Raw genomic sequence first — 21,847 nt, 5'->3', positions numbered from 1 at the left:
TGATGCCCGGCTGATCACGCGAGATGCCTCCCCGGTCACACGTGATGCCCGGCCAGTCACGCGTGATGCCTCTTGGCGCACGCGAGCGGGCCCCGGAACCGTGGGGTTCCGGGGCCCGGTGATGTCGCGGGGTCAGCCTTGGCGGGCCTTGGAACGGGGGTTGGCCTTGTTGATGACCAGGACCTTCGTGCCGCGGCGGATGACCTGGGCGCCCGGCTGGCGGGCGAGCGAGCGGATCGAACTGCGGACCTTCATGGCGAGCCGTCCTTCCTGCGGGAGCGAGAGCTGGCGTCCCACACTCCCTTCAACCGCCCGCCCGTCGGTTTCATTCCGCAACTCAGCTGCTCTCGCGGGCCACCCACCCCTGCAGGTCGTCGCCGCGGATGGCCGCCGCCATCAGGTCCGGGAACTGGTCCGGGGTGCACGCGAAGGCCGGGATGCCCAGCTCGGCCAGTGCCGCCGCGTTCTCGTGGTCGTACGACGGCGCGCCGGAGTCCGACAGCGCCAGCAGCGTCACCACCTGGACCCCCGCGCCGGCCAGCTCGGCCATCCGGTGCAGCAGCTCCTCCTCGTCGCCGCCCTCGTAGAGGTCGCTGATCAGCACCAGCAGCGTCCGCTCCGGGCGCTCGACCAGGCCCTGGCAGTACGCGATCGCCCGGTTGATGTCCGTTCCGCCGCCCAGCTGGGTGCCGAACAGGACGTCGACCGGGTCGGCCAGGTGCTCGGTGAGGTCCGTGACCTCCGTGTCGAACGCGACGAACGACGTCTTCAACGCCCGCATCGACGCCAGCACCGCCCCGAACAGCCCCGAGTACACCACCGACTCCGCCATCGACCCCGACTGGTCGACGGCCAGGATCACGTCCCGCTGCACCGCCTGCTGCCGCCTGCCGAAGCCGATCAGCTTCTCCGGGACGATCGTGCGCAGGTCGGGGGAGTAGTGCTTGAGGTTCGCGTGGATCGTGCGCGTCCAGTCGACGTCGCCGGGACGCGGCCGGTGCGTGCGCGACGCCTTGTCCAGCGCACCCCGGATCGCCGCCCGCGTGCGCTCGGCGAGCCGCTCCTCCAGCTCGGTGACGACCTTGCGGACCACCTCGCGCGCGGTCTCCTTGGTCTCCTCCGGCAGCACGCCGTTCAGCGACAGCAGCGTGCCCACCAGGTGCACGTCCGGCTCGACCGCCGACAGCAGCTCCTTCTCCAGCAGCATCCGGGTGAGCCCGAGCCGGTCGACGGCGTCCCGCTGCATCACCTGCACGACCGTGCTGGGGAAGTAACGCCGGATGTCACCGAGCCAGCGCGCCACCCGCGGCGCCGACGCACCCAGGTTCGCGCTGCGCGGTCCGCCCGTGGCCTCCTCGTCGGGCTTGTCGTAGAGGGCGGCCAGCACCGCGTCCACCCCACTGTCCTCATCGGACAGCTGGGCGTCCTCCAGCCCCGACCCCGGCCCGGCTCCGTCGCCGCCCAGCACCAGCCGCCAGCGCCGCAGCCGGTCGGTGTCCGCCGTGCTCATGCCCCCACCCCCAGCAACGTCGCCAGGACCGGCAGCACCCGCTCGGCCCGGTCCTCGTCCAGTTCGTCGGCGACGGCCACCACCCGCGCGGTGCCGGTGAGCCCGGCCGCGCGCTGCCCGATCGCCCGTTTCTCCGGCCCGCTGAAGGCGCCGAAAGTGCGCCGCAGCAACGGAAGCACCTCGGTGAACACGTCCGGCGGGATCGCCGCCAGCCACGCGTCGATCACCCGCAGCAGACCTTCGTCGTGCACCAGCAGCAGGGCCCCGCCGTCGAAGAAACCCTCGACGTACGCCGCGCCCGCCGACGGCACCACGCCCGGCGTGAGGGCGCGGCCGAGCCGCAGCTCGATGTCGAGCGCGTCGAACAGCCCGGCGTCGTGCAGGATGCGGGTGAGCCGTCCGGCCAGCAGCGGAGGCAGCGACGGCCGCTCCGCCAGCCGGGCCAGCGCCGCCAGCCAGCGTTCCTTCGGCTCGTCGCCCAGCAGGGACGTCGCGTCGTGCACGCCGTCGACCAGCTTGGCCAGCCGGGCCGCGGCGTCGTCGTCGATGCCGTGGGCCGCCGGCGGCAGGCCGGCGCAGATCCGGTCCAGCATCCGGTCGGCCACCGCCCGCAGCGCGCCGGTGTCGGTGCCGCGGACGTTGCCGTACCGGGTGGCCCTGGCCAGCGCGGGCAGCGCCGACATCAGGCGGGCGACGTCCGCGTCCGCCGCCGCCCGGGCGTCCAGCGCCGCGAGCGCTTCGGGCAGCGCCTCCGGGAGGTCGGCGAGCAGGCAGTTCTCGACGGCCGTGGTCACCTCGTCCAGCGGCGGCGTGCCTTCGACGGTGCCGCGGACCGCCGCGGTGGCCGCCGACGCCACGGTGGTGCCGTACACCGCGGCCGCGACCAGGTCGACCTCGAACGACGGCTCCCAGCACAGCGCCCACGTCTCGCGGAACGTGCCCTTGTTCCGCCGGGCCGACGCCTCCCGGCTGCCCCACTCGATGCCGAGGATCCGCAGCCGGTGCAGCAGCTTCGACCGGTCGAGCCCGCCCGGCGTCCGCAGGTCGAGGTCGAGTTCCTTGACGACCGGGTCCTTCTTGAGCCGCAGGCGTTTCGCGGTCGCGGTCAGGTCCGCGGCCAGCGGCGGCTGCGGGACGCGCTCGGGCACCTCGCCCAGCCGTTCGCCGACCACCAGCCGCCGGGTGACCAGCTCGACCTGCACTTCGTCGCCGCCGCACAGCACGGACCGGGTGGCTTCGGTGACCTCGGCCAGCCCGGCCGACGACCGGCCCCGCAGCGTGGCGAGGGTTTCGGCGAGCCGGACCGCCTCGATGACGTGCGCGGTCGAGACCGGCAGGTCCTCCTCCCGCAGGACCGCCGCGACACCGGCCAGCCAGCGCGCGGTGACGTCGTCGGCCGTCGTGAACAGGTGGTGGTACCAGCCCGGCGACCGGACGCCCGCGCCGTACCCGCTCGCCGTGGCCAGGCGCCCGTGCGTCCACGGCACCCACGTGCACGCGACCTTCCGCTTCGGCAGTCCTTTGAGGACGGCCGCGTCGTGGGACGCCGGCGGCAGCGGGTCCGCCAGCGCGGGCACGTGCCAGGCACCGCAGACGACGGCGATGTTCTCGAAACCGTCCTTGCGGGTGCGGCGCAGCACCGAGCGCATGTACGCCTCGCGGCGGGCTTCGTTGCCCAGCGGGGGTTTCTCGTCTTCCCGCACCGCGGCCATCGCGTCGGCGATCACCTCGAACGGGTTCTCGTCGTCGCGGCGCGACTCGACGACGTCGTCCCACCAGCGTTCCGGGTCGTCGTAGCCGCCGGCCGAGGCCAGCAGGGCCAGCGGATCGACCGGCGGGCCGGTGTGCTCGTCCGGGGGCGCGGCGAAGGTGTTCGCGGCCGGCAGGTCGCAGAACCGCACCGGGATCCCGGCCTCGCGGGCGTAGGCGAGCGCCTGCCATTCGGGGCTGAAGACGGCGAACGGCCAGAACGCGGCGCGCGAGACGTCGTCGGTCGCGTACGCCAGCAGGGCGACCGGCGGCTGCATGGCCGGGTCTTCGGTGAGCTCGACCAGTGCGTCGGCTTCGGGTGGCCCCTCGATGAGCACGACGTCCGGTTCGAGCTCGGCGAGCCGCGTCGCCACGGCCCTGGCGGATCCCGGGCCGTGGTGGCGGATGCCGAGCAGGTGGGTCGAGGTCAAGAGATCTCCTGACCGGCCCGGTAGAAGTCGGCCCAGCCGTCGCGTTCGCGGACCACGGTCTCCAGGTACTCGATCCAGATCGCGCGGTCGGCCACCGGGTCCTTGACCACGGCGCCGTGGATGCCCGCCGCGACGTCGTGCGGGCGCAGCACGCCGTCGCCGAAGTGCGCGGCCAGTGCGAGCCCGCCGGTGAGCACGCTGATCGCCTCCGCGGTCGACAGCGTGCCGGACGGCGACTTCACCGCCGTGCGGCCGTCTTCGGTGCGGCCCGAGCGCAGCTCGCGGAACACGGTGACCACGCGGCGGATCTCGGCCAGCTCGGCGGCTTCGGCGGGCAGCTCGAGCGAGGCGCCCAGCTCGGCGACCCGCCTGCTGACGATCTCGACCTCGGCTTCGGCGCTGTCCGGCAGCGGCAGCACGACCGTGTTGAACCGCCGCCGCAGCGCGCTCGACAGCTCGTTGACGCCCTTGTCGCGGTTGTTCGCCGTCGCGATCAGGTTGAAGCCCGGCCGGGCCTGCACCTCGGTGCCCAGCTCCGGGATCGGCAGGGTCTTCTCGGAGAGGATGGTGATCAGCGAGTCCTGGACGTCGGCCGGGATGCGCGTCAGCTCCTCGAGCCGGGCCAGCTTGCCGTCGCGCATCGCGCGCAGCACCGGGCTTTCGACCAGCGCGGCGGCGCTCGGGCCCTCGGCGATGAGGCGGGCGTAGTTCCAGCCGTAGCGGATCGACTCCTCGGACGTGCCCGCGGTGCCCTGGACAAGCAGCGTCGAATCGCCGCTGATGGCGGCCGAGAGGTGTTCCGACACCCACGTCTTCGCCGTGCCGGGCACGCCGAGCAGCAGCAGCGCGCGATCGGTGGCCAGGGTGGCGACGGCGACCTCGATCAGCCGCCGCGGGCCGACGTACTTCGGGGTGATCACGGTGCCGTCGGCCAGGGTGCCGCCGAGCAGGTACTCGACGACGGCCCACGGCGAAAGGTTCCAGTTGGGCGGCTTGGCCCGGTCGTCGGCGGCGGCCAGCGCGGCCAGCTCGGCGGCGTGGTCCTGTTCGGCGTGCGGCCGGAGGACGGTGGGGGCGGTCATGCGAGCTCCTCGTACATTTCGCGGCGGAAGTTCAGCGTTTCGGTGAGCGCCCGGCGCCACGGCCCGGCGTCCATGGACAGGCGGGTGGTGGCCAGCGGGTGGCGCAGGCACCCGGGCGGGACGGCCCGGGCGATGACGACGGCGGCGTGCGAGACCAAGCGGTGGTCGTCCTGGCGGGCGATCCAGTCGAGCAGGGCGGTGCCGAGCTCCTTCGTCCACGGCCGGGGCAGCTCGTGCACCAGCCGCGCGAACGATTCGACGGGCAGCCTGCCGATCAGGTGCCCGACGGTGGCGGCCTGGCTCGCCGGGCTCAGCACGCCGAGCAGCGGCGGGGTGGTGCGCCCGCCGGGATCGGCACCGATCAGCGCCTGCGCCCAGGCTTCGTCGCGCTGCCGCAGGGCGGCGGTGGCCCAGGAGTCCCGCAGCACGGCGGCCGGACAGCCCTCGACGGTCATCCGCACGACCTCGGCGGGCGGCCCGAACTCGGCCCAGAAGGAGAGCGGGGCGGCCGCCACGAGGGTGCGCAGCCGAACGGTGCCGTCGCCGCGTTCGCCGTGGGGGAGGGCGACGGTGAGCACCCGGTTCCGGCGGTGGACCAGGGGCCGCAGCCGTTCGGCCATGGTTTCGCCGTACCGCGTGCCGGGTAGTCGGCCGAGCAGTTCGGCGGCCTGTTCCCGGACGGCGGCGGCCCGATCGGTGAGGGCGGTTTCGAGGAAGGTTTCGTCCTGGGGCCGCACGTGCCCGGCGAGCACGCCGAGGAAGTCGGCCCGGACGTCGGCGGGCTCGGTCTTCCAGGAGGCGGCGAGGGCTTCGCGGGCGGCGTCGGGATCTTGGGCGAGCTTGGCGGCGAGCCACCGGCGACGCTGGGCGAGGCTGCCGTACTGCCAGACGTCGGCGTGCTCTTCCGCGGGCGCGGCGAGGAAGGACCAGTCGGGGTTCCGCTGGCCGAGCCAGGCCCCGGTCGGCCCGGCGACGGCGGCCAGCGGAGTCCGCAGGGCGGCCTTCGTCCGGGCGGCCTCGGCGAGCAGCGGCAGGGCTTCGGGCGGGACGCGGTAGCCGGTGCCGGCGACGATGCCGAGCCATTCGAGCAGGAGATCGGGATGGCTGGCGGCGAGAAGCCGGCCGAGCCGATCCCGGGCGAGCGGAGGCACGAAGGGGCGCTCGTCGGTGGCGGCGACGGGCAGCGGCCGGACGTCGTGCAGCGGCCGGCGCCCGGCCCGCCGGTAGGAGCTGAGCACGGCCGCGGCGGCGAGCAGCTGTTCGGCGGGATCCTGACGGCCGGCGATGAGGCCCTGGACGGCCGGGGGTTGCGCGGCGGGGTCCAGGGTGCGGCGGCGGGTGCCCAGGAGGGCGGTGCCGACGAGGTCTTCCCAGGCTTTCACGGCTTCACCGCCTTTCGGAGTGGTCGGGGAACGGCTTCGGTTCGGTCGCTGCGGAGGAGTGCCGGGCTCGCTGTCCGGCGACTCATGGTGGCTCCGCTCGGTTCGGGGTGGTTGAGGCGCGGTCGGTGCTGCCCGGCTTCGGGCTGCGGGGTGTGCTGCGGCGCGCCGGGATCGTTGTGCGGTGGTTCGTAGTCGCTGAGGCGGGGTCGGTGGGCGCGGGGGAGCGCGGCGGTGCTGCCGGGCTTCGGGCGGCGGGGCACCGGAATCCCTGCGCGGAGGTTCACAGCCGCACCGCCCGGTTCTCGTGCCAGCACGTCAACGGCCTGAGCCCCGACGAGCTCCACTCGCCCGCCACCGTCAACGGCCTCCCCGCCGACAACGCCAGCAACGACCACGGGAACGCGTACGGCACCAGCGGCAGCGCCGTTCCATCCTTTTCGGACAGACACCAGCCACCCGCGTGTTCGGCCGGGGTCACCCCCGACAGCAGTACCGGCCAGCGCTCCAGCCACGGGTCCGCCGCCATCGCCTGTGCGTGTGCCGCCAAGGCCTCCGCGATCGAACCGCCCTCGGCCGCCGGGGCCGGGAGGGGGATTCCGCGCTCGGCCACCAATGCCCGCATGGGCGCCGCGCCCGGGTAGTACGCCAGCTCGGCCGTCAGCCGGTGGCCCGGGGGCAACGACGCGTCCAGCGGACGGCCCGGCGGCGCGAACGACAGCACCAGCGCGTCCCGGCCCGAGCCGAGGCCGCGCAACCACGTGCGGCGGGTGAGCAGGCGGTCGTTCTCCTCGTCCGCCGCGCCCGTGATCAGCCAGTCGTCCGCGACGCGCTCGCCGCTTTCCAGCACCCGGGCCGTTTCCACCGAAAACCCGAGGCGGGTGCGGACCGTCTCCGCCAACGCCGGCGGCAGTGATTCCAGCCGCGTTGCCGCGTCGGCGAGCAAGTACAGCTGGGACAGCTCGGCCAGCAGTGCCTCCGGCCAGTCGCGGCGGCCGACGATCCCCGCCGCCCGGCGCAGTCCGCCCGCCAGGCCCGATGCCTGGGCGTCGACCATCCGGGCCGCCACCGTGCGCAGCTCTTCGCCGCCGTTGCGCTCGAAGCCCGCGAAACCGGCGCCGATCCGGTCGGTGAGCCAGACCTTCAGCTCCGCCACGCCGCCTTCGACGCGCGCCACGCGGTCCGCCGCTCGCCGCGCGGCCGCCTCTTCGTCCTTCGGGCCCGCCGCCTCCGCGCGTTTCTCCGCGCGCCGGGCACGGTCGGCGCGCTCGGCCAGCCACGTGTGCACCCATTCGGGCGGCTCGCCCACGTCCAGGGAGCCCGCCGCCCAGAGCAGCAACAGCCCCAGCGCGTGCTTGCACGGGAACTTCCGGCTGGGACACGAACACCGGAACGCGGGCTCGGCCAGCTCGACGCACGTCTGGTACGGCTTCTTGCCACTGCCCTGGCAGAAACCCCACACGGCGTCTTCGGACGCACCCGCGCCCGACCACCTCGCCGGCGTGGCGAGCGCCCGGCCCGCCTTTTCCGACGCGGGATCCGGCGCCAGCCCGGCCACGCGTTCCGCGGTCCACGGCACCGCCGTCACCACCTGTCCCCCCACTAGTCCGCCCTCGCTTTCCGGTACGTGGTGAAGCATGCCAGCACCCACCGACAATTTCCGAAGGCGACTATTCCAGTGCTAGAGTACTTCCGTGCTGACCGACGCGGAACTGACCGTGCTCGGCCTCGTCGTCGAGCGGCCGAGGCACGGCTACGAGCTGGACGAAGTCGTGTCCGAACGCGGCATGCGCGAGTGGACCGCCCTCGGCTTCAGCTCGATCTACTACGTCCTGGGCAAACTCCGCGACAAGGGCCTGGTCGCCGAAGTCGCGGGTGAACGCGCGCACGCCAAGGCCAAGAAGACGTTCGCCGCCACCGAAGCGGGCCGGCAGGCGTGCGCGGCGGCCGCCGAAGCCGCCATCGCCCAGCTGCGGCCGGTGCACCCGCCGGTGCTCGTCGGCCTGGCCAACAGCCCGGTGATCCCGCCCGACCGGCTCGCGGCCGCGCTGGCCCAGCGCGCCGAAGCCGTCGAAGAACGCCTCGCCGAAGTACGCCGGGCCGCCCGGGCCGACGCGCCGCCGTTCGTCCGCGCGATCTTCGGCTACTCCATCAAGCAGCTCGAAGCGGAAGCCGCCTGGCTGAGAGGAATGGCCTGATGCCGTATGACCTCAAGAAGGACCTGAAGCAGCTGTACGCACCGAAGAACACCGACTGGGCGCTGGTGGACGTGCCCGAGCAGCGGTTCCTCGCGATCGACGGCCGCGGCAACCCGAACACGGCCGAGAGCTACAAGACGGCCGTCGAAGCGCTCTACGCCTTCGCGTACACGATCAAGATGGCGGCGAAACAGCGTGGTGAAGACTTCGTCGTGGGCCCGCTGGAGGGCCTGTGGTGGGCCGAGGACTACGCGGCCTTCACCGTGCGCGCCAAGGACTCCTGGCAGTGGACGATGCTCATCGCGCAACCGCCGTGGATCGATGAGGAGGCCGTCGAGGAAGCGCGGAAAACCGTGCAGGGCAAGAAGAAGATCGACGCGCCGGTCCGATTCGAGAAGCGGCACGAAGGCCGGTGCGCGCAGGTGCTCCACATCGGCTCGTACGACGACGAGGGACCGATCCTGGCCCGCCTGCACGACGAATACGTGGTGGAGCAAGGGTTGAAGCTCACCGGGCTGCACCATGAGGTCTACCTCGGCGACCCCGGCGCGTCGAACCCGCGAAGCTGAGAACGGTCCTGCGTCAGCCGGTCGGCTGATCCAGCTCGGCCAGGCCGCGTTCCCAGCGTGCCCGGCGTTGCTCGGGCGTCTGCTCCCACCACGGCTCACCGCGCTCGCCCAGCGCCACCTTGGCCGTCTGGACGCGCGCGCGGTCCTGCACCCGCCGGGCCGCCATGAGGTGCTTCTGCAGGCGGTCGCGGACGTCGGCGGGGATCTCCGGGTCCGTCGCCCGCCAGCGGCGGCCGTGCACGACGATGTACCGGCCGTCCGGGGTGTGCTCGGGCATCAGTATTCGCTGGTCGCGGGCCAGGTGTCGTCGTGAAGGAGGCGCTTGAGGATCTTGCCCGTCGCGTTGCGCGGCAGGTCCGGCACGAAGTAGACGTCCCGCGGCACGGCGAACCGGGCCAGGCGGTGGTGGATGTACTGGCGGATGTCCTCCGCGTGCAGCGACGCGCCCCGCCGCGGGACGACGTACGCCGCCAGGCGCTGGCCCCACTCCGCGTCCGCCACGCCGACCACCGCCGCGTCGTGCACGCCCGGCAGCGCCACCAGCGCCTCCTCCACCGGGCGGGGGAACACGTTCTCGCCGCCGGAGACGATCATCTCGTCGGCCCGGCCGGTGACGAACAGGCGGCCCGCCGCGTCCAGGTAGCCGACGTCACCGCTGGCCATCATGTCCGCCGCGCGGGCCGGGTCGGTCCCGCTCGTGTAGCCCTCGAACAGCATGTCGTTGCCCACGAAGATCTGGCCTTCACCACCCGGGGGCACCGGCTTGCGGTCCTCGTCCAGGATCGCCAGCCGCGTGCCGAGCGGGCAGCGGCCTGCCGTCGTCGGTGCGGCGCGCAGGTCGGCCGGGTCGGCGATGCTCGCCCACGACACCTCGGTCGAGCCGTAGAAGTTGTAGAGGACGTCGCCGAAGGTGTCCATGAACTGCGTGACGAACGGCCCGGACATCGCCGAGCCGCTGCTGGCCACGATCCGCAGCGACGACAGGTCGTAGCGCGCGCGGACCCGCTCCGGCAGGTCCAGGATCCGCTGCAGCATGATCGGCACCGCGAACAGCGCGTCGCACTTCTGCTCGGCGATCGTCCGCAACGTCTCTTCGGCGTCGAACTTGCGGGTCAGCGAAAGCGACGCCCGCAGCGCCATCCCGATCTGCATCGCGGCGAGGCCCCAGGTGTGGAACAGCGGTGCCGCCACCAGCAGCCGGTCGCCGGCGCGCAGCGGGATGCGGTCGAGGATCGCCGCGGCGGTGCCCAGTCCCTTCGGGGTGGGACGGCGGGCGCCCTTCGGCGTCCCGGTGGTGCCGGAGGTGAGCACGATCAGCCGGCCCGGCCGCTCGACCGGCTTCGGGCGGTCGGCGGGCGCGGCCTGGATCAGCTCGTCGACGGTCGGGTAGCCGGCGTCGGCGTCCGGCCAGGTGCTGATCCGGGCGAAGTCGCCGGGCACGTTCGCGATGGTCTGCGCGAACTCGTCGTCGGCCAGCACGGCCGCGGGCCGGTGCTCGGCGAGGACGTCCTTGACCGAGGCCGCGGACAGGCCGGTGTTCAGCAGGATGACGTCGGCGCCGAGCTTGCTGGCGGCGACGAACGACTCGATCATCGCGGCGTGGTTGCGGCACATCAGCGCGATCCGGTCGCGCTCGACGACGCCGAGTTCGCTCAGCGCGTTGGCGAGCCGGTCGCTGCGCTCCTGGACCTGGCGGAAGGTGCGGGCGCTGCGCTCGTCGTGCAGGGCGGGCTCGTCCGGGACGCGGGCCGCCGCGGCCTGGTAGCCGCCCGCGACCGTGGCGCCCCACTGCGCGAGGGAGTTCAGCTGGCGCGCCAGCTTGTCCGGCCGGCCGGCGCTGAGCACGCCGGCCCGCAGCAGGATGCTCGTGGTGCGCAGCTTGGTGGCCTTGTTGGTCTCGCCGTCGGTTTCCGGGTCGGCTTGCCCGGCCAGGTGCAGGTCGAGGCGACGGCCGAGGGCGCGGACGTCCTTCTTGATCGACGAGACGAGGTCCAGGTACGCCGGTGGCAGCATCATCCGCACGAACAGCTCGGTCTTCCCGCCGGCCAGCGGTCTCAGTTCGAGGGACACCCAGGTGCCTTCGTCGGGGATCCCGCACCACACGACGTGCTCGCCCGGCCGGTAGACGACCGCCTGCATCTGCGTTTCGATCATCGGTCCGCGCGCGGGGACGATCCGGACCGCGCCCTTCGGGCCACGCCCGCGCCCGGCCGGCTCCTGGATCTCGCACCAGCTGATCTCCGGCACGAACCGCGAATACCATTCCGGCGATCCGACGATCTGCCACACCACATCGGGAGAGTGCCCCACGACCGCACTCGCCTCGACCACATCGTCACGCATTGTCTGCCCTCACCGAAGTGTCACCGAACGCACGTTCAGGTCACGGAGGCGTCACAGTAGCAGCAAACGGGTGATCAGGGATACTCCGAACGGCCAGATACCGGCCGGTAACGGACACTCGCAGTATGACCCCTGAACGTCCAATGTAGACCGATTAACGGGGTTCACCGAGCATAGTGCCGATCATGTCCTCCGGCGGGCCCGACCAGGGCGGGTGCGGGATCTGCGAGCGCATTACGGCGCCCGCCGCACCGAGATCGGGCATTTCCGACATGGGTGCCGAGGGACGGCGACCCGATCGGGGGTCACGTTCCGTAGCGGGCGACCAGTTCCGCGCCGAGCCGCGCGAGCTCGGCCTGCACCGACTCCGGGCCTTCCACTTCCACCAGTGCGCCCCAGCCCGCCAGCTCCTGCGCGATCATCACCGGCGCCGGGGCGGCGACCCGCGCGCGGACGCGGTCGCCGGGCAGCTCGGCGACCAGCTCGCAGTGCCGTCCGAACCGGTCCCGCAGCACCTCGAAGTGCCGGCGGGCGAGCACCACGTCCGCGCTGAGCAGCGAGCGGCGCTTCTCCACCTCTTCCACGACCTCCTGCCACACCCGCGCCAGCTCGAGGTCCGACGGGCGGTCCGCGGTCTCGCCGGTCGGGACGGCCGAGACGATCCGGTCGACGCGGAAGGTGCGACGGCCCTTCGCCGTGCCCGCGACCAGGTACCAGACCTCGTCCTTGTCGACCAGGCCCCACGGGTCCACCAGCCGCTCCGACCGCTCGCGGCCGGCGTAGGCGAGGCGGACCCGGCGCCGGGCGATGACGGCGTCCTGCAGCAGTGCCACCATCGGCGGCCGTTCCTTCGGCCGCTCGCCCCAGCCGGCCTGGTCGACGACGATCGCGTCCGCGGCCGCCTCGGCGTCCGCCCGGAACGTGCCCGGCAGCGCGCCCATCAGCTTCCGCAGGGCCGACTTGACCTCCGGCGCCCCGGCCGCGGCCGGGCCGGCCAGCAGGAAGAGCGCCTGGGCCTCGGGCGCGCTCAGTCCGGAGAGGTCGGTCCGGGCGCCGCCGACGAGCTGCCAGCCACCGCCGCGGCCGGGCTGGGGGTAGACGGGCACGCCGGCCGCCGAGAGGGCTTCGAGGTCGCGGCGCGCGGTGGCGACGGAGATTTCCAGCTCCGCGGCCAGTTCGGCGGCGGTGACGCGGCCGCGAGTCTGCATCAGCAGGAGGGTGGCCACCAGGCGGTCGGCGCGCACCGGGCTACCCGATCCCGGTCACGGCCGGCGTTCCGCTGGGGTCCACTGTGGACTCCCCTGGGCCGGGTTCGCCGAACGCGGTGGCAGGTGCGGGACGCGTTCGCCCAGCGCCGGCTTGACGTGGGCCGGTTGGGCGGTCAGCACGCGCAGGAGTGATTCGCAGCCCGCCACGGTGAAATCGGCGACCGGGTAGTGGTCGGCGGTCCGCGGCTGCAGGAACCGGGGGATCTCGTCGGCCGTGTGGCCCGGCAGCACGACCGGGAGGATCTTCCGCGTCCACGCCGGCCGGTCGGTGTGCAGTTTTTCGCGCAGCAGCGCGGCTTCCGACTGCAGGCCGAGGTTGGTGCCCGCCGGGGCGTAGCCGTCGGCGACTTCGCGGTAGCGCGCCGAGGCGATCACGATGACGTGGTCGGCGGCTTCGATGCTGCCGATGGCCCACGTGTACCAGTCCTGCCGGTGGCCCGGATGCCACTGGTCGAGTGTCACGTCCACGCCGTTGCGCACGAGGAACTCGCTGAACGCGAGCACCTGGCCTTTGTGCGCGGGCGAATCGTGCGTGTACGACACGAAGACCCGTGCCGGCCCGGTTCTCGGCATGGTCGGAGACGATAGCAGTTCCGGCCGGGAAAAGTAGTCATTCGGTGCGCACTTTGGCTCGGCATGATGGCTCCACCCGCTGGAGAGGAGCAGGACATGCTGCGAGGGATGGCCACCGTCACCTACTACGCCGAGGACCACGAGGCCGCGAAGGCCTGGTACACCGAGTTCCTGGGGATCGAGCCGTACTTCAACGTGCCGGGCTACTCGGAGTTCCGGGTCGGCGACTACCAGCACGAACTCGGCATCATCGACCGCAGGTACGCCCCCTTCACCCACACCGAGCCGGGCGGTGAGATCGTCCGCTGGCACGTCGACGACCTCGAAGCGACCTTCGCGCGCCTGCTCGAGCTGGGCGCCAAGGAGTACGAGCCGGTCATCGAACGCGGGCCCGGGTTCGTGACGGCCTCCGTCGTCGACCCCTTCGGCAACGTCCTCGGGATCATGACGAACGTGCACTATCTCGCGGTACTGGCGGAACGCTCATGAGCCGGTACGCCTCCTTGACGCACTTCTCGCACCGCACGTGCCGCTCGGTCTTGCCCGCCGGATCGGTGCCGTAGAAGGGGAAGCAGCCCGCGCCGCAGCTGCCGAAGTAGATCAGGCCGAGCCGCACCTCGCCGCGGCCGACGTAGTGCGCGAGCCGGCGGCGCGGGTCCGGCCCGCACTCGGGGATCCAGCCGTGGGACGGCAGGCGGGCGGCGGCGATCTCGTCGAGGACGCCCGCGCGGCTGATCAGGTCGGCGCCGAGACAGGTCAGGCGCTCGCCGAGGTCGCGCAGGCCGTCCGCGCGCAGGGGCGGGCCGGTCAGCCAGGCGAGGTCGCCGGGGAGGGTTTCGGCGAGGTCGCGGATGCGGGTCAGGAGTGCGTGGTCCGGGTCCATGACGGCCAGCGAAACCGACGCGGATCCGCGACACCAGCCGACGGGCGGGCGAGCGGAAATGTCGGACCCCGGTGACACAATGCGGTCATGGCGACACCCTTCGCGACACCCCGGGCGAGAGCGCTCGGGTTCGGGCTGCGCACCTGCCGGGAGGCGCGGAACCTCGGCGTGCGGCAGCTGGCCAGGAAGATCGGCGTGCATGCGCAGGAGCTGTCCAACTGGGAGTACGGGAAGCGGATCCCCAAGGTGGAACAGGTGGCCCTGCTCATGGGGGCGCTGGTGGTGGAGCCGGAGGAGCGGAAACGCTTGCTGGAGCTGGCTCGCTCGGCCCACGAGCCGAGCTGGCTGGAAAAGAGGGTGCCCGGTGTGGCGCCGAGTGTTTCGAGCTATGCCGAGCACGAGCGCGCGGCCACGGCGATCTTCGATTGGGAGCCCGCGGTGATCCCGGGACTTTTCCAGACCCCGGACTACATCCGGGCCTTGCTGAGCGGCCAGGAGCAGCCCGATCAGATCGAGCGGATCGTGCATGCGCGGATGGCGCGGCGGGAGGTGCTGGGGAGGTACCACCCGCTCGACTACCACGTGGTGGTGGGCGAGGGCGCTCTGCGGGCCGAGGTCGGCGGTGCCCCGGTGATGGTGGAGCAGCTTCAGCACCTGGCGCACGTTTCGATGCGGCGGAACATCCGGCTTCAGGTGCTCCCGTTGCGGGCCAATGCGCAGGCGATCGCCCACAACTTCGGTGTGCTCGAGTTCGAGGCTCTCCCGGCGATCGTTTTCGTGGAGCTCTACCGGGCGAGCGCCTACCTCTACGATGACGATCAGGTGGCCGGTTACCGCGCGGCGGCGAAGACCATGGCGGCCTCGGCGATGGACGAGCACGAGAGCGGCGAGTTCATCCGGGAGGTGATCGCCGACTTGGGAGAGGCAGCATGACCTGGCGGAAGTCCAGCTACAGCGCGACTCAAGACAAGTGCGTCGAAGTGGCGCTCGGACCTGCGGCAAAAATCCGCGACACCAAGGACCGGTCCGGCGGCACCCTCGAAATCTCCACCCGATCGTGGGACGCCCTGCTTTCCGCACTGTGTCGCCCGGCCACACTGGATCTTCCCGAGGTGTAGCTCCCGCACACATGGCTGGCGACGGGCGTCACGCTTACCGTTCCCGTCCATGACCAGCGATCTGGACGGGCGCACCGCCCTCGTGACCGGCGGGGCGAGCGGTATCGGCCTCGCCTGCGTCCGCGCCCTCGCCGCGGCCGGGGCCAAGGTGCACGTCGTCGACATCGACGAGGAGCGGACCGAGGCCGCCGCCGCCGAGGTCGGCGGCTGGGCGCACGTCGCCGACCTCACCGACCCCGCGTCGATCGGCGCCCTGCCCGCCGAGGTCGACGTGCTGGTCAACAACGCCGGCATCCAGCACGTCGCCCCCCTCGAAGACTTCCCGCCGGAGGTCTTCACGCGCATCCAGGCCCTGATGGTCACCGCTCCCTTCCTGCTGATCCGGCACACCCTCCCCGCCATGTACGCCCGGGGGTGGGGGCGGATCGTCAACATGTCGAGCGTCCACGGGCTGCGCGCCTCCGCCTTCAAAGCCGCTTACGTCGCCGCCAAGCACGGACTCGAAGGCCTCTCGAAGGTCGCCGCGCTCGAAGGGGCCGAACACGGCGTCACCAGCAACTGCGTGAACCCCGGGTACGTGCGCACCCCGCTGGTCGACGGGCAGATCGACGCCCAGGCCGCCGAGCACGACATCCCGCGTGAGGACGTCGTCGCCGAGGTGCTCCTCAAGCGGGCCGCGATCAAGAAGCTCATCGAACCCGAAGACGTCGCTTCCCTGGTGGTGTGGCTGTGCTCGCCGCACGCCGGTCACGTCACCGGTGCCTCAGTTCCCCTCGACGGCGGCTGGACCGCCGCGTAACCACCCGCCAAACCCCACAAGGAAGTGGAGCCCGCAGTGAGCCAACCCCACCGGTCGGCGATCGCCAAGATCGTCGGCGCGAGCCTGATCGGCACCACCATCGAGTGGTACGACTTCTTCCTCTACACCTCGGCCGCCGCCCTCGTCTTCAACAAGCTGTTCTTCCCGACGGCGGACCCGCTCACCGGCACGCTGCTGGCGTTCCTGACCTACGCCGTCGGGTTCCTCGCCCGCCCGATCGGCGGCCTGGTCTTCGGCCACTTCGGCGACCGGCTCGGCCGGAAGAAACTGCTGGTCGTCAGCCTCGTGCTGATGGGTGGCTCGACCTGCCTGATGGGCGTCCTGCCGACGTACGCGACCGCGGGCGTCGCGGCTCCGCTGCTGCTCACGCTGCTGCGGCTGGTCCAGGGGTTCGCGCTCGGCGGGGAGTGGGGCGGGGCCGTCCTGATCGTCTCCGAACACGGTGACGACCGGCGCCGCGGCTTCTGGGCGAGCTGGCCGCAGTGCGGCGCGCCCGGCGGCAACCTGCTGGCCACCGCCGTCCTGGCGATCCTCTCGGCCACGCAGTCCGACGCGACCTTCCTGTCCTGGGGCTGGCGCGTTCCGTTCCTGCTCTCGGGCGTGCTGCTGCTGATCGGGCTGTGGATCCGGCTGGCCGTCGCCGAGTCGCCGGTGTTCCTCGCCGCGCAGCGCCAGGCCGAGGCGCGGGCCGAAAAGCACGTCCCGGTCGTCGACGTCTTCCGCAAGAGCTGGCGGCAGGTGCTCATCACGATCGGCGCGCGGATGGCCGAGAACGTCTCGTACTACGTGATCACCGCGTTCATCCTGGTGTACGTCACGACCGGGCTGCACCTGCCCAAGGGCGTCGGCCTGACCGCGGTGCTGATCGGCTCGGCCGTGCACTTCGTGACGATCCCGCTGTGGGGCGCGCTGTCCGACCGCGTCGGACGGCGGCCGGTCTACCTGTTCGGCGCGATCGGGATGGCCCTGTGGGGCTTCGCGTTCTTCGCGCTGCTGGACACGAAGTCGTCGGCGGTGATCGTGCTGGCCGCGACCGTCGGGCTGGTGCTGCACGGCGCGATGTACGGCCCGCAGGCCGCGTTCTTCGCCGAGCAGTTCCCGACCCGGGTGCGCTACACCGGCCTGTCCGTCGGCGGGCAGCTGTCGTCGATCGCCGCCGGGGCCGTCGCGCCGTTGATCGCCGTCGCGTTGTTCTCGGCGTGGCACAGCACCGTTCCGGTGTCGCTGTACGTCGCGGCGATGTGCGTCATCACCGTGATCGCGCTGCTCGCGGCCCGCGAAACCCGCGGTGAGTCGCTGCACGACGACGTTCCGGCGGAAACGGCGGCCGTTTCGCCCTAGCATGACGGCCGTGACCGCACCCTCGGACGCGCTGCGCCGGCTGCTCGACCTGCTCGCCTCCGGGGCGAGCACCGAGCAGCTGGCGCACGTCGTCGTGGCCGCCAGGGCCGAGGGCGCCCTCGACGCCGCCGACCTGGCCGCACTGGCCAGCGCGGGCGAGCTGGCCCTGCGGATCCGCGAGACCCTGGCCGAGCACCGGCGGCGCGAAGCCCAGCTCACCGCGCTGTTCGAGACCGCGAGCGAGCTCGCCGCGCTGTCCGACCCGGACACCGTGCTGCGCTCGATCGTCCGGCGGGCGCGGGCGCTGCTCGGCGTCGACGTCTCCTACCTGAGCCTCAACCACGAAGCCGAGAACAAGACCTACGTCCGGGTCAGCGACGGGTCGGTGTCGGCGGAGTTCCAGCAGATCGTGCTGGGCATGGGCGAGGGGCTCGGCGGGCTGGTCGCGCAGACCGCGCGGCCGTACGCGACTTCGGACTACTTCAACGACGACCGGTTCAAGCACACGCGGCACATCGACTCCGGCGTCGCGGACGAGGGGCTGACCGCGATCCTCGGCGTGCCACTGGCCATCGGGCCGAAGGTGCTCGGCGTGCTGTTCGCGTCCGACCGGTCGACCCGGGAGTTCTCCGCCGACGAGGTCGCGCTGCTCTCTTCGCTCGCCGATCACGCGGCGATCGCGCTGGACAACGCGAACCTGCTCGACCAGACCCGCCGCGCGGTCGCGGAGCTCAACGAGGCCAACGCGACGATGGAACGCGCCGAGGACGCGCACGACCGGCTGACCGACCTCGTGCTGCGCGGGGGCGACCTGCCCGACGTGGCCGCCGCGGTCGCCGACGTGCTGCACGGGAACCTCACGGTCTACGACGCCGACGGGACACTCCTGGCCAGCTCGGCGGCCCCGGTGGCGCTCGACCCGGACGCGCTCGCCGCGGCCCGCAGCACCGGGCGCGCGGTGTCCACAAAGGACAACTGGGTGTGTGCGGTGCAGGCGGGCCCGGAACTGCTCGGCAGCTTGGTGCTGGCCGGCCGGCCCGGCCTCGGCAACCCCGACCGGCGGCTGTTCGAGCGCGCCGGCGTCGTGACGGCGCTGCTGCTGATGCTGCGGCGATCGGTGGTGCGCGCCGAAGACGAGGTCCGCGGCGAGCTGCTGACCGACCTGCTCACCGCACCCGGCCGCAACCCGCGGGCCCTGCTGGCCCGCGGCCGCCGCCTGGGCATCGACCTGTCGGCGCCCCACGCGGTCCTGGTGGCCCACGCGGACGGCGGCTCCCGCCGTCGCGTGGCGAGCGCGGCCGCCCGGCACGCGACGCTGGTCGGGGTGCACGCCGAAGAGGTCGTGTTGCTGGCGCAGGGAGATCCGGACGAGCTGGCCCGCCGGGTGGCGGCCGACCTCGGCTCGGCCACCGGCCGCCCGGTCACGGTGGGCGCGGCGGGCCCGGCGAGCGGCCCGTCGGCGATCGCGGAGGCCCACGCGGAGGCGGCGCGCTGCGTCCGGGCCCTGCTCGCACTGGGCCGCACGGGCGAAGGCGCGGCGATGGCGGGGCTGGGGTTCCTCGGCCAGCTCCTCGGCGACCGGGCGGACCTGGACGCGTTCGTCCGCCAGACGTTGGGACCGGTACTGGACTACGACGAGCGCCGCGGCACGGAACTGGTGGCGACGCTGCGGGCGTACTTCGCGAACGGCTCGCAGCTGGCGCGGACGAAGGACGTGTTGCACGTCCACGTGAACACGGTGGTGCAGCGGCTGGAGCGGGTGGCGTCGTTGCTGGGGGAGGACTGGCAGGCACCGGACCGGGCCCTGGAAATCCAGCTGGCACTGCGGGTGCACCGGCTCGGCGGAGCGCGCTGACCCCGGTTTTTGTCGGTGGTCTCCGGTAGCGTGGAAAACGGGGGGCGCCCCCGCGGGCGGGCGCAAAGGAACCCGTCCGGCCCTATCGGATCCCCTCGAGGATCGGGCACGGTGGAAGTTGACGAGAAACCGAATCGAGGGGGTTCCGGTGAATCAGTTCAACAGCGTGCTCGAGGCGACGTTCGGCGTCGAGGCGGTCGAGCCGGCCGGACTGCAGGTCGACCAGCTCGACGGCTGGTCGGTGGAAGTGGCTTCGGCGCCCGGCACCTGCTACTGCCGGGGCGAACACCCGGTGAAGGCCTCGGTCTGCCGGATCGAGCAGCCGGTGATGGCCTCGGTCTGCCGGGTCGAGCAGCCGGTGATGGGCTCGATCTGCCGGGTGGACCGGCCTGCGCGTCCGACGATTTGCCGGGCGGAGCAGCCGGTTCCGGCCGCCGGGTGACCGATCCGGCCCAGCCGCGTGTCGGGTTCAAACGGCACCTGAGCACCGCGGTGGTGCCCGGGGACGCGGTGTACGTGCTGTCCGAAGACGGCGCCGTGGCCCTGACCGGCCCGCACCTGGAGTCCCTGGTCCCGTTGCTGGACGGCACCAGGGACTTCGCCGCGGTCCGGCGCGACTTGCCCGACGGCGTCCCGCCCGAGCAGGCAGCCGGCGTGCTGGCCCGCCTCGCCGACGCGCACGTGATCGGCCTGGCGTCGCCTCCTGAAGCCGGCGCGGACCCGGCCGAACTGGCCTACTGGGACGCCATGGGGACCGACGGTGCGGCAGTGACCGCCGGCCGGGTTGCGCTGCTGGGCGCCGATCCCGGTTCGCTCGCCGCCGATGTGCTGCGCGCGGCCGGGCTCACGGTCGTCGACGGCAGCGCCGAAGCGGATCTCTCCGTCGTGCTGTGCCACGACTACCTGACCGATTACCTGTCCGAAGTGGACGCCGAACACCGCGCGACCGGACGGCCGTGGCTGCCGGCGAAGCCGCTCGGCGCGCGGCCGTGGATCGGCCCCTTCTTCACACCCGGCGAGGGGCCGTGCCGGCACTGCCTGGCCACGCGGCTGTGGGGCAACCGGCCCGCCGAGGCGTACGTGCGCGACGCACTCGGGCTGTCCGGTGCTCTGCCGCGTCCGGCGGTCACGCTCGCCCCGCTCCACACGGCCGCGCTCAACCTCGTGGCCCTCGAAGCGGTCAAGTGGCTGGCCGGGCAGCGGTACCCGGGGCAACGGACACTGTGGACGTTCGACAGCCGCGACCTGGCCGGCGAACGGCACGAAGTCCGCGCCCGCCCGCAGTGCCCGTCCTGCGGCAACCCGGAACTGGTGCGCGAGCGGACGCGCCGTCCCGTGGTCTTCGAGCCGCGCCCCAAGGCCCACAGATCCGGCGGCGGGCACCGCGCCCTGCCGCCCGAGCAGGTCCTCGACACCTACCGGCACCTGGTCAGCCCGCTGACCGGCGTCGTCAAGGAACTGCGGCGCGACGAGCGCGGACCGGCCCTGTTCACGTCGTTCCGCTCCGGGCCGAACATCGCACTGGGCCGGCGCGGAGCCGAGCGGCTGCGCACCGCGCTGCGGAGCGAGAACGGCGGCAAGGGCGTCACCCCGACGCAGGCCGAGGTGGGGGCGCTGTGCGAGGCACTCGAACGGCACAGCGGCCACTACGACGGCGACGAGGACCGGTTCCGGGCCAGTTTCCGCTCGCTGGGCGACAAGGCGGTGCACCCCGACAGCTGCCAGCTCTTCCACACCCGCCAGTACGCCGGCCGGGCGCGTGAAAACGCCCGCCACGGCCCGTTCCAGTTCGTCTGCGACCCCTTCGACGAGGACGCGGAACTGGACTGGACGCCGGTGTGGTCGCTCACCCGCGGCGAACACCGGCTGTTCCCGACCGCGATGCTGTACTTCGGCGTGCCCGCCGAACCGGGGCCGGTGTCCCTGTTCGCCGACTCCAACGGCAACGCCGCGGGCGGCACCCTGGAGGACGCCACCCTGCAGGGGATGCTGGAGGTCGTGGAACGCGACGCCGTCGCGCTTTGGTGGTACAACCGCACCCGGCAACCCGGGGTCGACCTCGACGCCTTCGGCGACCCGTGGATCACCGAGCTGCGCGCGGTGTACGCCGGTCTCGACCGGGAGGTCTGGGTGCTGGACGTCACCTCCGACCTCGGGGTGCCCGTGTACGCCGCGCTGTCCCGGCGGACCACCGGACCCACCGAGGCGATCATGATGGGGTTCGGCGCGCACCTCGACCCGGCCGTCGCGCTGAGGCGCGCGCTGACCGAGCTGAACCAGATGATGCCCGCCGTCCTCGGTGGCTGGGACGGGGACGACGACCCGGACGCGGCGCGCTGGCTTCGGGAAGCGACCGTGGCCACGGAGCCGTACCTGCTGCCTGACCCGGCGCGCCCCGCGGCGGGTCCCGGCGACGACCTCTCCGCCCCCGACCTGGTGGCGGACATCCGGCTGGTGCAGGCCCGGCTCGAGGCGGCCGGGCTGGAGGTGTTCGTGCTCGACCAGACGCGGCCCGACATCGGCCTGCCCGTGGTCAAGGTGATCGTCCCCGGCCTGCGTGGCTTCTGGGCGCGGTTCGCACCCGGCCGGCTCTACGACGTGCCGGTGCGGCTCGGCCGCCTGGCCGAGCCGACCGCCTACGAAGACCTCAACCCGATGCCGATCTTCCTCTAGCACTGCCTGTCTTGCGGGGTCCGGGTGGCGGAGCCCCCCGGCGCGGGGCGGATCG

Annotated in this window: 20 protein-coding genes and 1 pseudogene; 10 read left to right on the top strand and 11 right to left on the bottom strand. The window is 72.8% G+C overall.

The window, feature by feature from the left end; genetic code table 11:
- Positions 1–132 precede the first annotated feature (132 nt).
- The 6 genes from HUT10_RS11810 to HUT10_RS51835 all read right to left on the bottom strand — a co-directional run bounded on the left by HUT10_RS11810 (position 133) and on the right by HUT10_RS51835 (position 7,742).
- Positions 133–255 (bottom strand): ribosomal protein bL36, encoded by a 123-nt coding sequence (locus tag HUT10_RS11810; protein ID WP_176171235.1) that lies wholly within the window; start codon positions 253–255, stop codon positions 133–135.
- 82 nt (positions 256–337) lie between these two features.
- Entirely contained in the window at positions 338–1,510 is a 1,173-nt protein-coding gene (locus tag HUT10_RS11805) for a VWA domain-containing protein (protein ID WP_176171234.1), read from the bottom strand.
- A complete protein-coding gene (locus HUT10_RS11800; protein WP_176171233.1) occupies positions 1,507–3,690 on the bottom strand; it encodes a DUF5682 family protein in 2,184 nt (727 codons plus the stop codon). The genes HUT10_RS11805 and HUT10_RS11800 overlap by 4 nt, the downstream gene beginning before the upstream one ends.
- Complete coding sequence (locus tag HUT10_RS11795) at positions 3,687–4,772, bottom strand: AAA family ATPase (RefSeq protein WP_176171232.1); 1,086 nt, start codon at positions 4,770–4,772, stop codon at positions 3,687–3,689. Before HUT10_RS11795 ends, HUT10_RS11800 begins: the two co-directional genes overlap by 4 nt.
- A complete protein-coding gene (locus tag HUT10_RS11790; protein ID WP_176171231.1) occupies positions 4,769–6,154 on the bottom strand; it encodes a DUF5691 domain-containing protein in 1,386 nt (461 codons plus the stop codon). The genes HUT10_RS11795 and HUT10_RS11790 overlap by 4 nt, the downstream gene beginning before the upstream one ends.
- Positions 6,155–6,434: 280 nt before the next feature.
- Positions 6,435–7,742 carry an SWIM zinc finger family protein gene (locus HUT10_RS51835; RefSeq protein WP_176177786.1) on the bottom strand — a complete coding sequence of 436 codons (1,308 nt, stop codon included), beginning with the start codon at positions 7,740–7,742 and terminating at the stop codon, positions 6,435–6,437.
- Between the two features lie 103 nt (positions 7,743–7,845).
- On the opposite strand from HUT10_RS51835, the gene HUT10_RS11780 reads away from it, so the two are divergent.
- On the top strand, positions 7,846–8,349 hold the full coding sequence (locus HUT10_RS11780) for a PadR family transcriptional regulator (protein WP_176171230.1): 504 nt from the start codon (positions 7,846–7,848) through the stop codon (positions 8,347–8,349).
- Positions 8,349–8,947, top strand: a pseudogene (locus HUT10_RS11775) (GyrI-like domain-containing protein). The gene HUT10_RS11780 and the pseudogene HUT10_RS11775 overlap by 1 nt, the downstream one beginning before the upstream one ends.
- On the opposite strand, the gene HUT10_RS11770 reads toward HUT10_RS11775, so the two are convergent.
- The 4 genes from HUT10_RS11770 to HUT10_RS11755 all read right to left on the bottom strand — a co-directional run bounded on the left by HUT10_RS11770 (position 8,932) and on the right by HUT10_RS11755 (position 13,102).
- Complete coding sequence (locus HUT10_RS11770) at positions 8,932–9,195, bottom strand: hypothetical protein (protein WP_176171229.1); 264 nt, start codon at positions 9,193–9,195, stop codon at positions 8,932–8,934. The pseudogene HUT10_RS11775 and the gene HUT10_RS11770 overlap by 16 nt on opposite strands.
- Positions 9,195–11,261: an AMP-binding protein gene (locus HUT10_RS11765; RefSeq protein WP_176171228.1), complete on the bottom strand. Its 2,067-nt coding sequence runs from the start codon at positions 11,259–11,261 to the stop codon at positions 9,195–9,197. Before HUT10_RS11765 ends, HUT10_RS11770 begins: the two co-directional genes overlap by 1 nt.
- Positions 11,262–11,566: 305 nt before the next feature.
- Positions 11,567–12,505, bottom strand: coding sequence for a YafY family protein (locus HUT10_RS11760; RefSeq protein ID WP_176171227.1), 939 nt, complete (start codon positions 12,503–12,505; stop codon positions 11,567–11,569).
- Between the two features lie 18 nt (positions 12,506–12,523).
- Positions 12,524–13,102 carry a toll/interleukin-1 receptor domain-containing protein gene (locus HUT10_RS11755; RefSeq protein ID WP_176171226.1) on the bottom strand — a complete coding sequence of 193 codons (579 nt, stop codon included), beginning with the start codon at positions 13,100–13,102 and terminating at the stop codon, positions 12,524–12,526.
- Between the two features lie 96 nt (positions 13,103–13,198).
- Between HUT10_RS11755 and HUT10_RS11750 the strand changes: the two genes are divergently transcribed.
- Positions 13,199–13,591: a VOC family protein gene (locus tag HUT10_RS11750; protein ID WP_176171225.1), complete on the top strand. Its 393-nt coding sequence runs from the start codon at positions 13,199–13,201 to the stop codon at positions 13,589–13,591.
- On the opposite strand, the gene HUT10_RS11745 is transcribed toward HUT10_RS11750, so the two are convergent.
- Complete coding sequence (locus HUT10_RS11745) at positions 13,545–13,985, bottom strand: hypothetical protein (RefSeq protein WP_176171224.1); 441 nt, start codon at positions 13,983–13,985, stop codon at positions 13,545–13,547. The two genes, HUT10_RS11750 and HUT10_RS11745, sit on opposite strands and share 47 nt — an antisense overlap.
- 87 nt (positions 13,986–14,072) lie before the next feature.
- Here HUT10_RS11745 and HUT10_RS11740 point away from each other — a divergent pair, with 87 nt between their 5' ends.
- The 7 genes from HUT10_RS11740 to HUT10_RS11710 all read left to right on the top strand — a co-directional run bounded on the left by HUT10_RS11740 (position 14,073) and on the right by HUT10_RS11710 (position 21,792).
- Positions 14,073–14,918, top strand: coding sequence for a helix-turn-helix transcriptional regulator (locus HUT10_RS11740; RefSeq protein WP_254896836.1), 846 nt, complete (start codon positions 14,073–14,075; stop codon positions 14,916–14,918).
- Positions 14,915–15,103 carry a DUF397 domain-containing protein gene (locus HUT10_RS11735; RefSeq protein WP_176171223.1) on the top strand — a complete coding sequence of 63 codons (189 nt, stop codon included), beginning with the start codon at positions 14,915–14,917 and terminating at the stop codon, positions 15,101–15,103. The genes HUT10_RS11740 and HUT10_RS11735 overlap by 4 nt, the downstream gene beginning before the upstream one ends.
- Before the next feature lie 49 nt (positions 15,104–15,152).
- Positions 15,153–15,902, top strand: coding sequence for a 3-hydroxybutyrate dehydrogenase (locus HUT10_RS11730; protein ID WP_176171222.1), 750 nt, complete (start codon positions 15,153–15,155; stop codon positions 15,900–15,902).
- 36 nt (positions 15,903–15,938) lie between these two features.
- Positions 15,939–17,264 carry an MFS transporter gene (locus HUT10_RS11725; protein WP_176171221.1) on the top strand — a complete coding sequence of 442 codons (1,326 nt, stop codon included), beginning with the start codon at positions 15,939–15,941 and terminating at the stop codon, positions 17,262–17,264.
- A 1-nt stretch (position 17,265) separates the two neighbouring features.
- Positions 17,266–19,119, top strand: coding sequence for a GAF domain-containing protein (locus HUT10_RS11720; protein WP_176171220.1), 1,854 nt, complete (start codon positions 17,266–17,268; stop codon positions 19,117–19,119).
- 148 nt (positions 19,120–19,267) lie between these two features.
- Positions 19,268–19,561, top strand: a complete 294-nt coding sequence (locus HUT10_RS11715; protein WP_176171219.1) for a hypothetical protein — start codon at positions 19,268–19,270, stop codon at positions 19,559–19,561.
- A complete protein-coding gene (locus tag HUT10_RS11710) occupies positions 19,558–21,792 on the top strand; it encodes a TOMM precursor leader peptide-binding protein (RefSeq protein WP_176171218.1) in 2,235 nt (744 codons plus the stop codon). Before HUT10_RS11715 ends, HUT10_RS11710 begins: the two co-directional genes overlap by 4 nt.
- The last annotated feature ends 55 nt before the right edge of the window (positions 21,793–21,847 follow it).

It is taken from the genome of Amycolatopsis sp. Hca4 (assembly GCF_013364075.1).
Taxonomy (GTDB): Bacteria; Actinomycetota; Actinomycetes; order Mycobacteriales; family Pseudonocardiaceae; genus Amycolatopsis.
Note: the sequence above shows the minus strand (reverse complement) of the source record. Positions and strands in the feature narration are given on the sequence as shown.

What these genes read in the sequence shown, in the direction of transcription:
- HUT10_RS11745 (WP_176171224.1), bottom strand. Translation starts at nt 13,985, where the DNA reads ATGGACCCGGACCACGCACTCCTGACCCGCATCCGCGACCTCGCCGAA.
- HUT10_RS11770 (WP_176171229.1), bottom strand. Translation starts at nt 9,195, where the DNA reads ATGCCCGAGCACACCCCGGACGGCCGGTACATCGTCGTGCACGGCCGC.
- HUT10_RS11730 (WP_176171222.1), top strand. Translation starts at nt 15,153, where the DNA reads ATGACCAGCGATCTGGACGGGCGCACCGCCCTCGTGACCGGCGGGGCG.
- HUT10_RS11740 (WP_254896836.1), top strand. Translation starts at nt 14,073, where the DNA reads ATGGCGACACCCTTCGCGACACCCCGGGCGAGAGCGCTCGGGTTCGGG.
- HUT10_RS11755 (WP_176171226.1), bottom strand. Translation starts at nt 13,102, where the DNA reads ATGCCGAGAACCGGGCCGGCACGGGTCTTCGTGTCGTACACGCACGAT.
- HUT10_RS11810 (WP_176171235.1), bottom strand. Translation starts at nt 255, where the DNA reads ATGAAGGTCCGCAGTTCGATCCGCTCGCTCGCCCGCCAGCCGGGCGCC.
- HUT10_RS11795 (WP_176171232.1), bottom strand. Translation starts at nt 4,772, where the DNA reads ATGACCGCCCCCACCGTCCTCCGGCCGCACGCCGAACAGGACCACGCC.
- HUT10_RS11805 (WP_176171234.1), bottom strand. Translation starts at nt 1,510, where the DNA reads ATGAGCACGGCGGACACCGACCGGCTGCGGCGCTGGCGGCTGGTGCTG.
- HUT10_RS11735 (WP_176171223.1), top strand. Translation starts at nt 14,915, where the DNA reads ATGACCTGGCGGAAGTCCAGCTACAGCGCGACTCAAGACAAGTGCGTC.
- HUT10_RS11750 (WP_176171225.1), top strand. Translation starts at nt 13,199, where the DNA reads ATGCTGCGAGGGATGGCCACCGTCACCTACTACGCCGAGGACCACGAG.
- HUT10_RS11720 (WP_176171220.1), top strand. Translation starts at nt 17,266, where the DNA reads ATGACGGCCGTGACCGCACCCTCGGACGCGCTGCGCCGGCTGCTCGAC.
- HUT10_RS11765 (WP_176171228.1), bottom strand. Translation starts at nt 11,261, where the DNA reads ATGCGTGACGATGTGGTCGAGGCGAGTGCGGTCGTGGGGCACTCTCCC.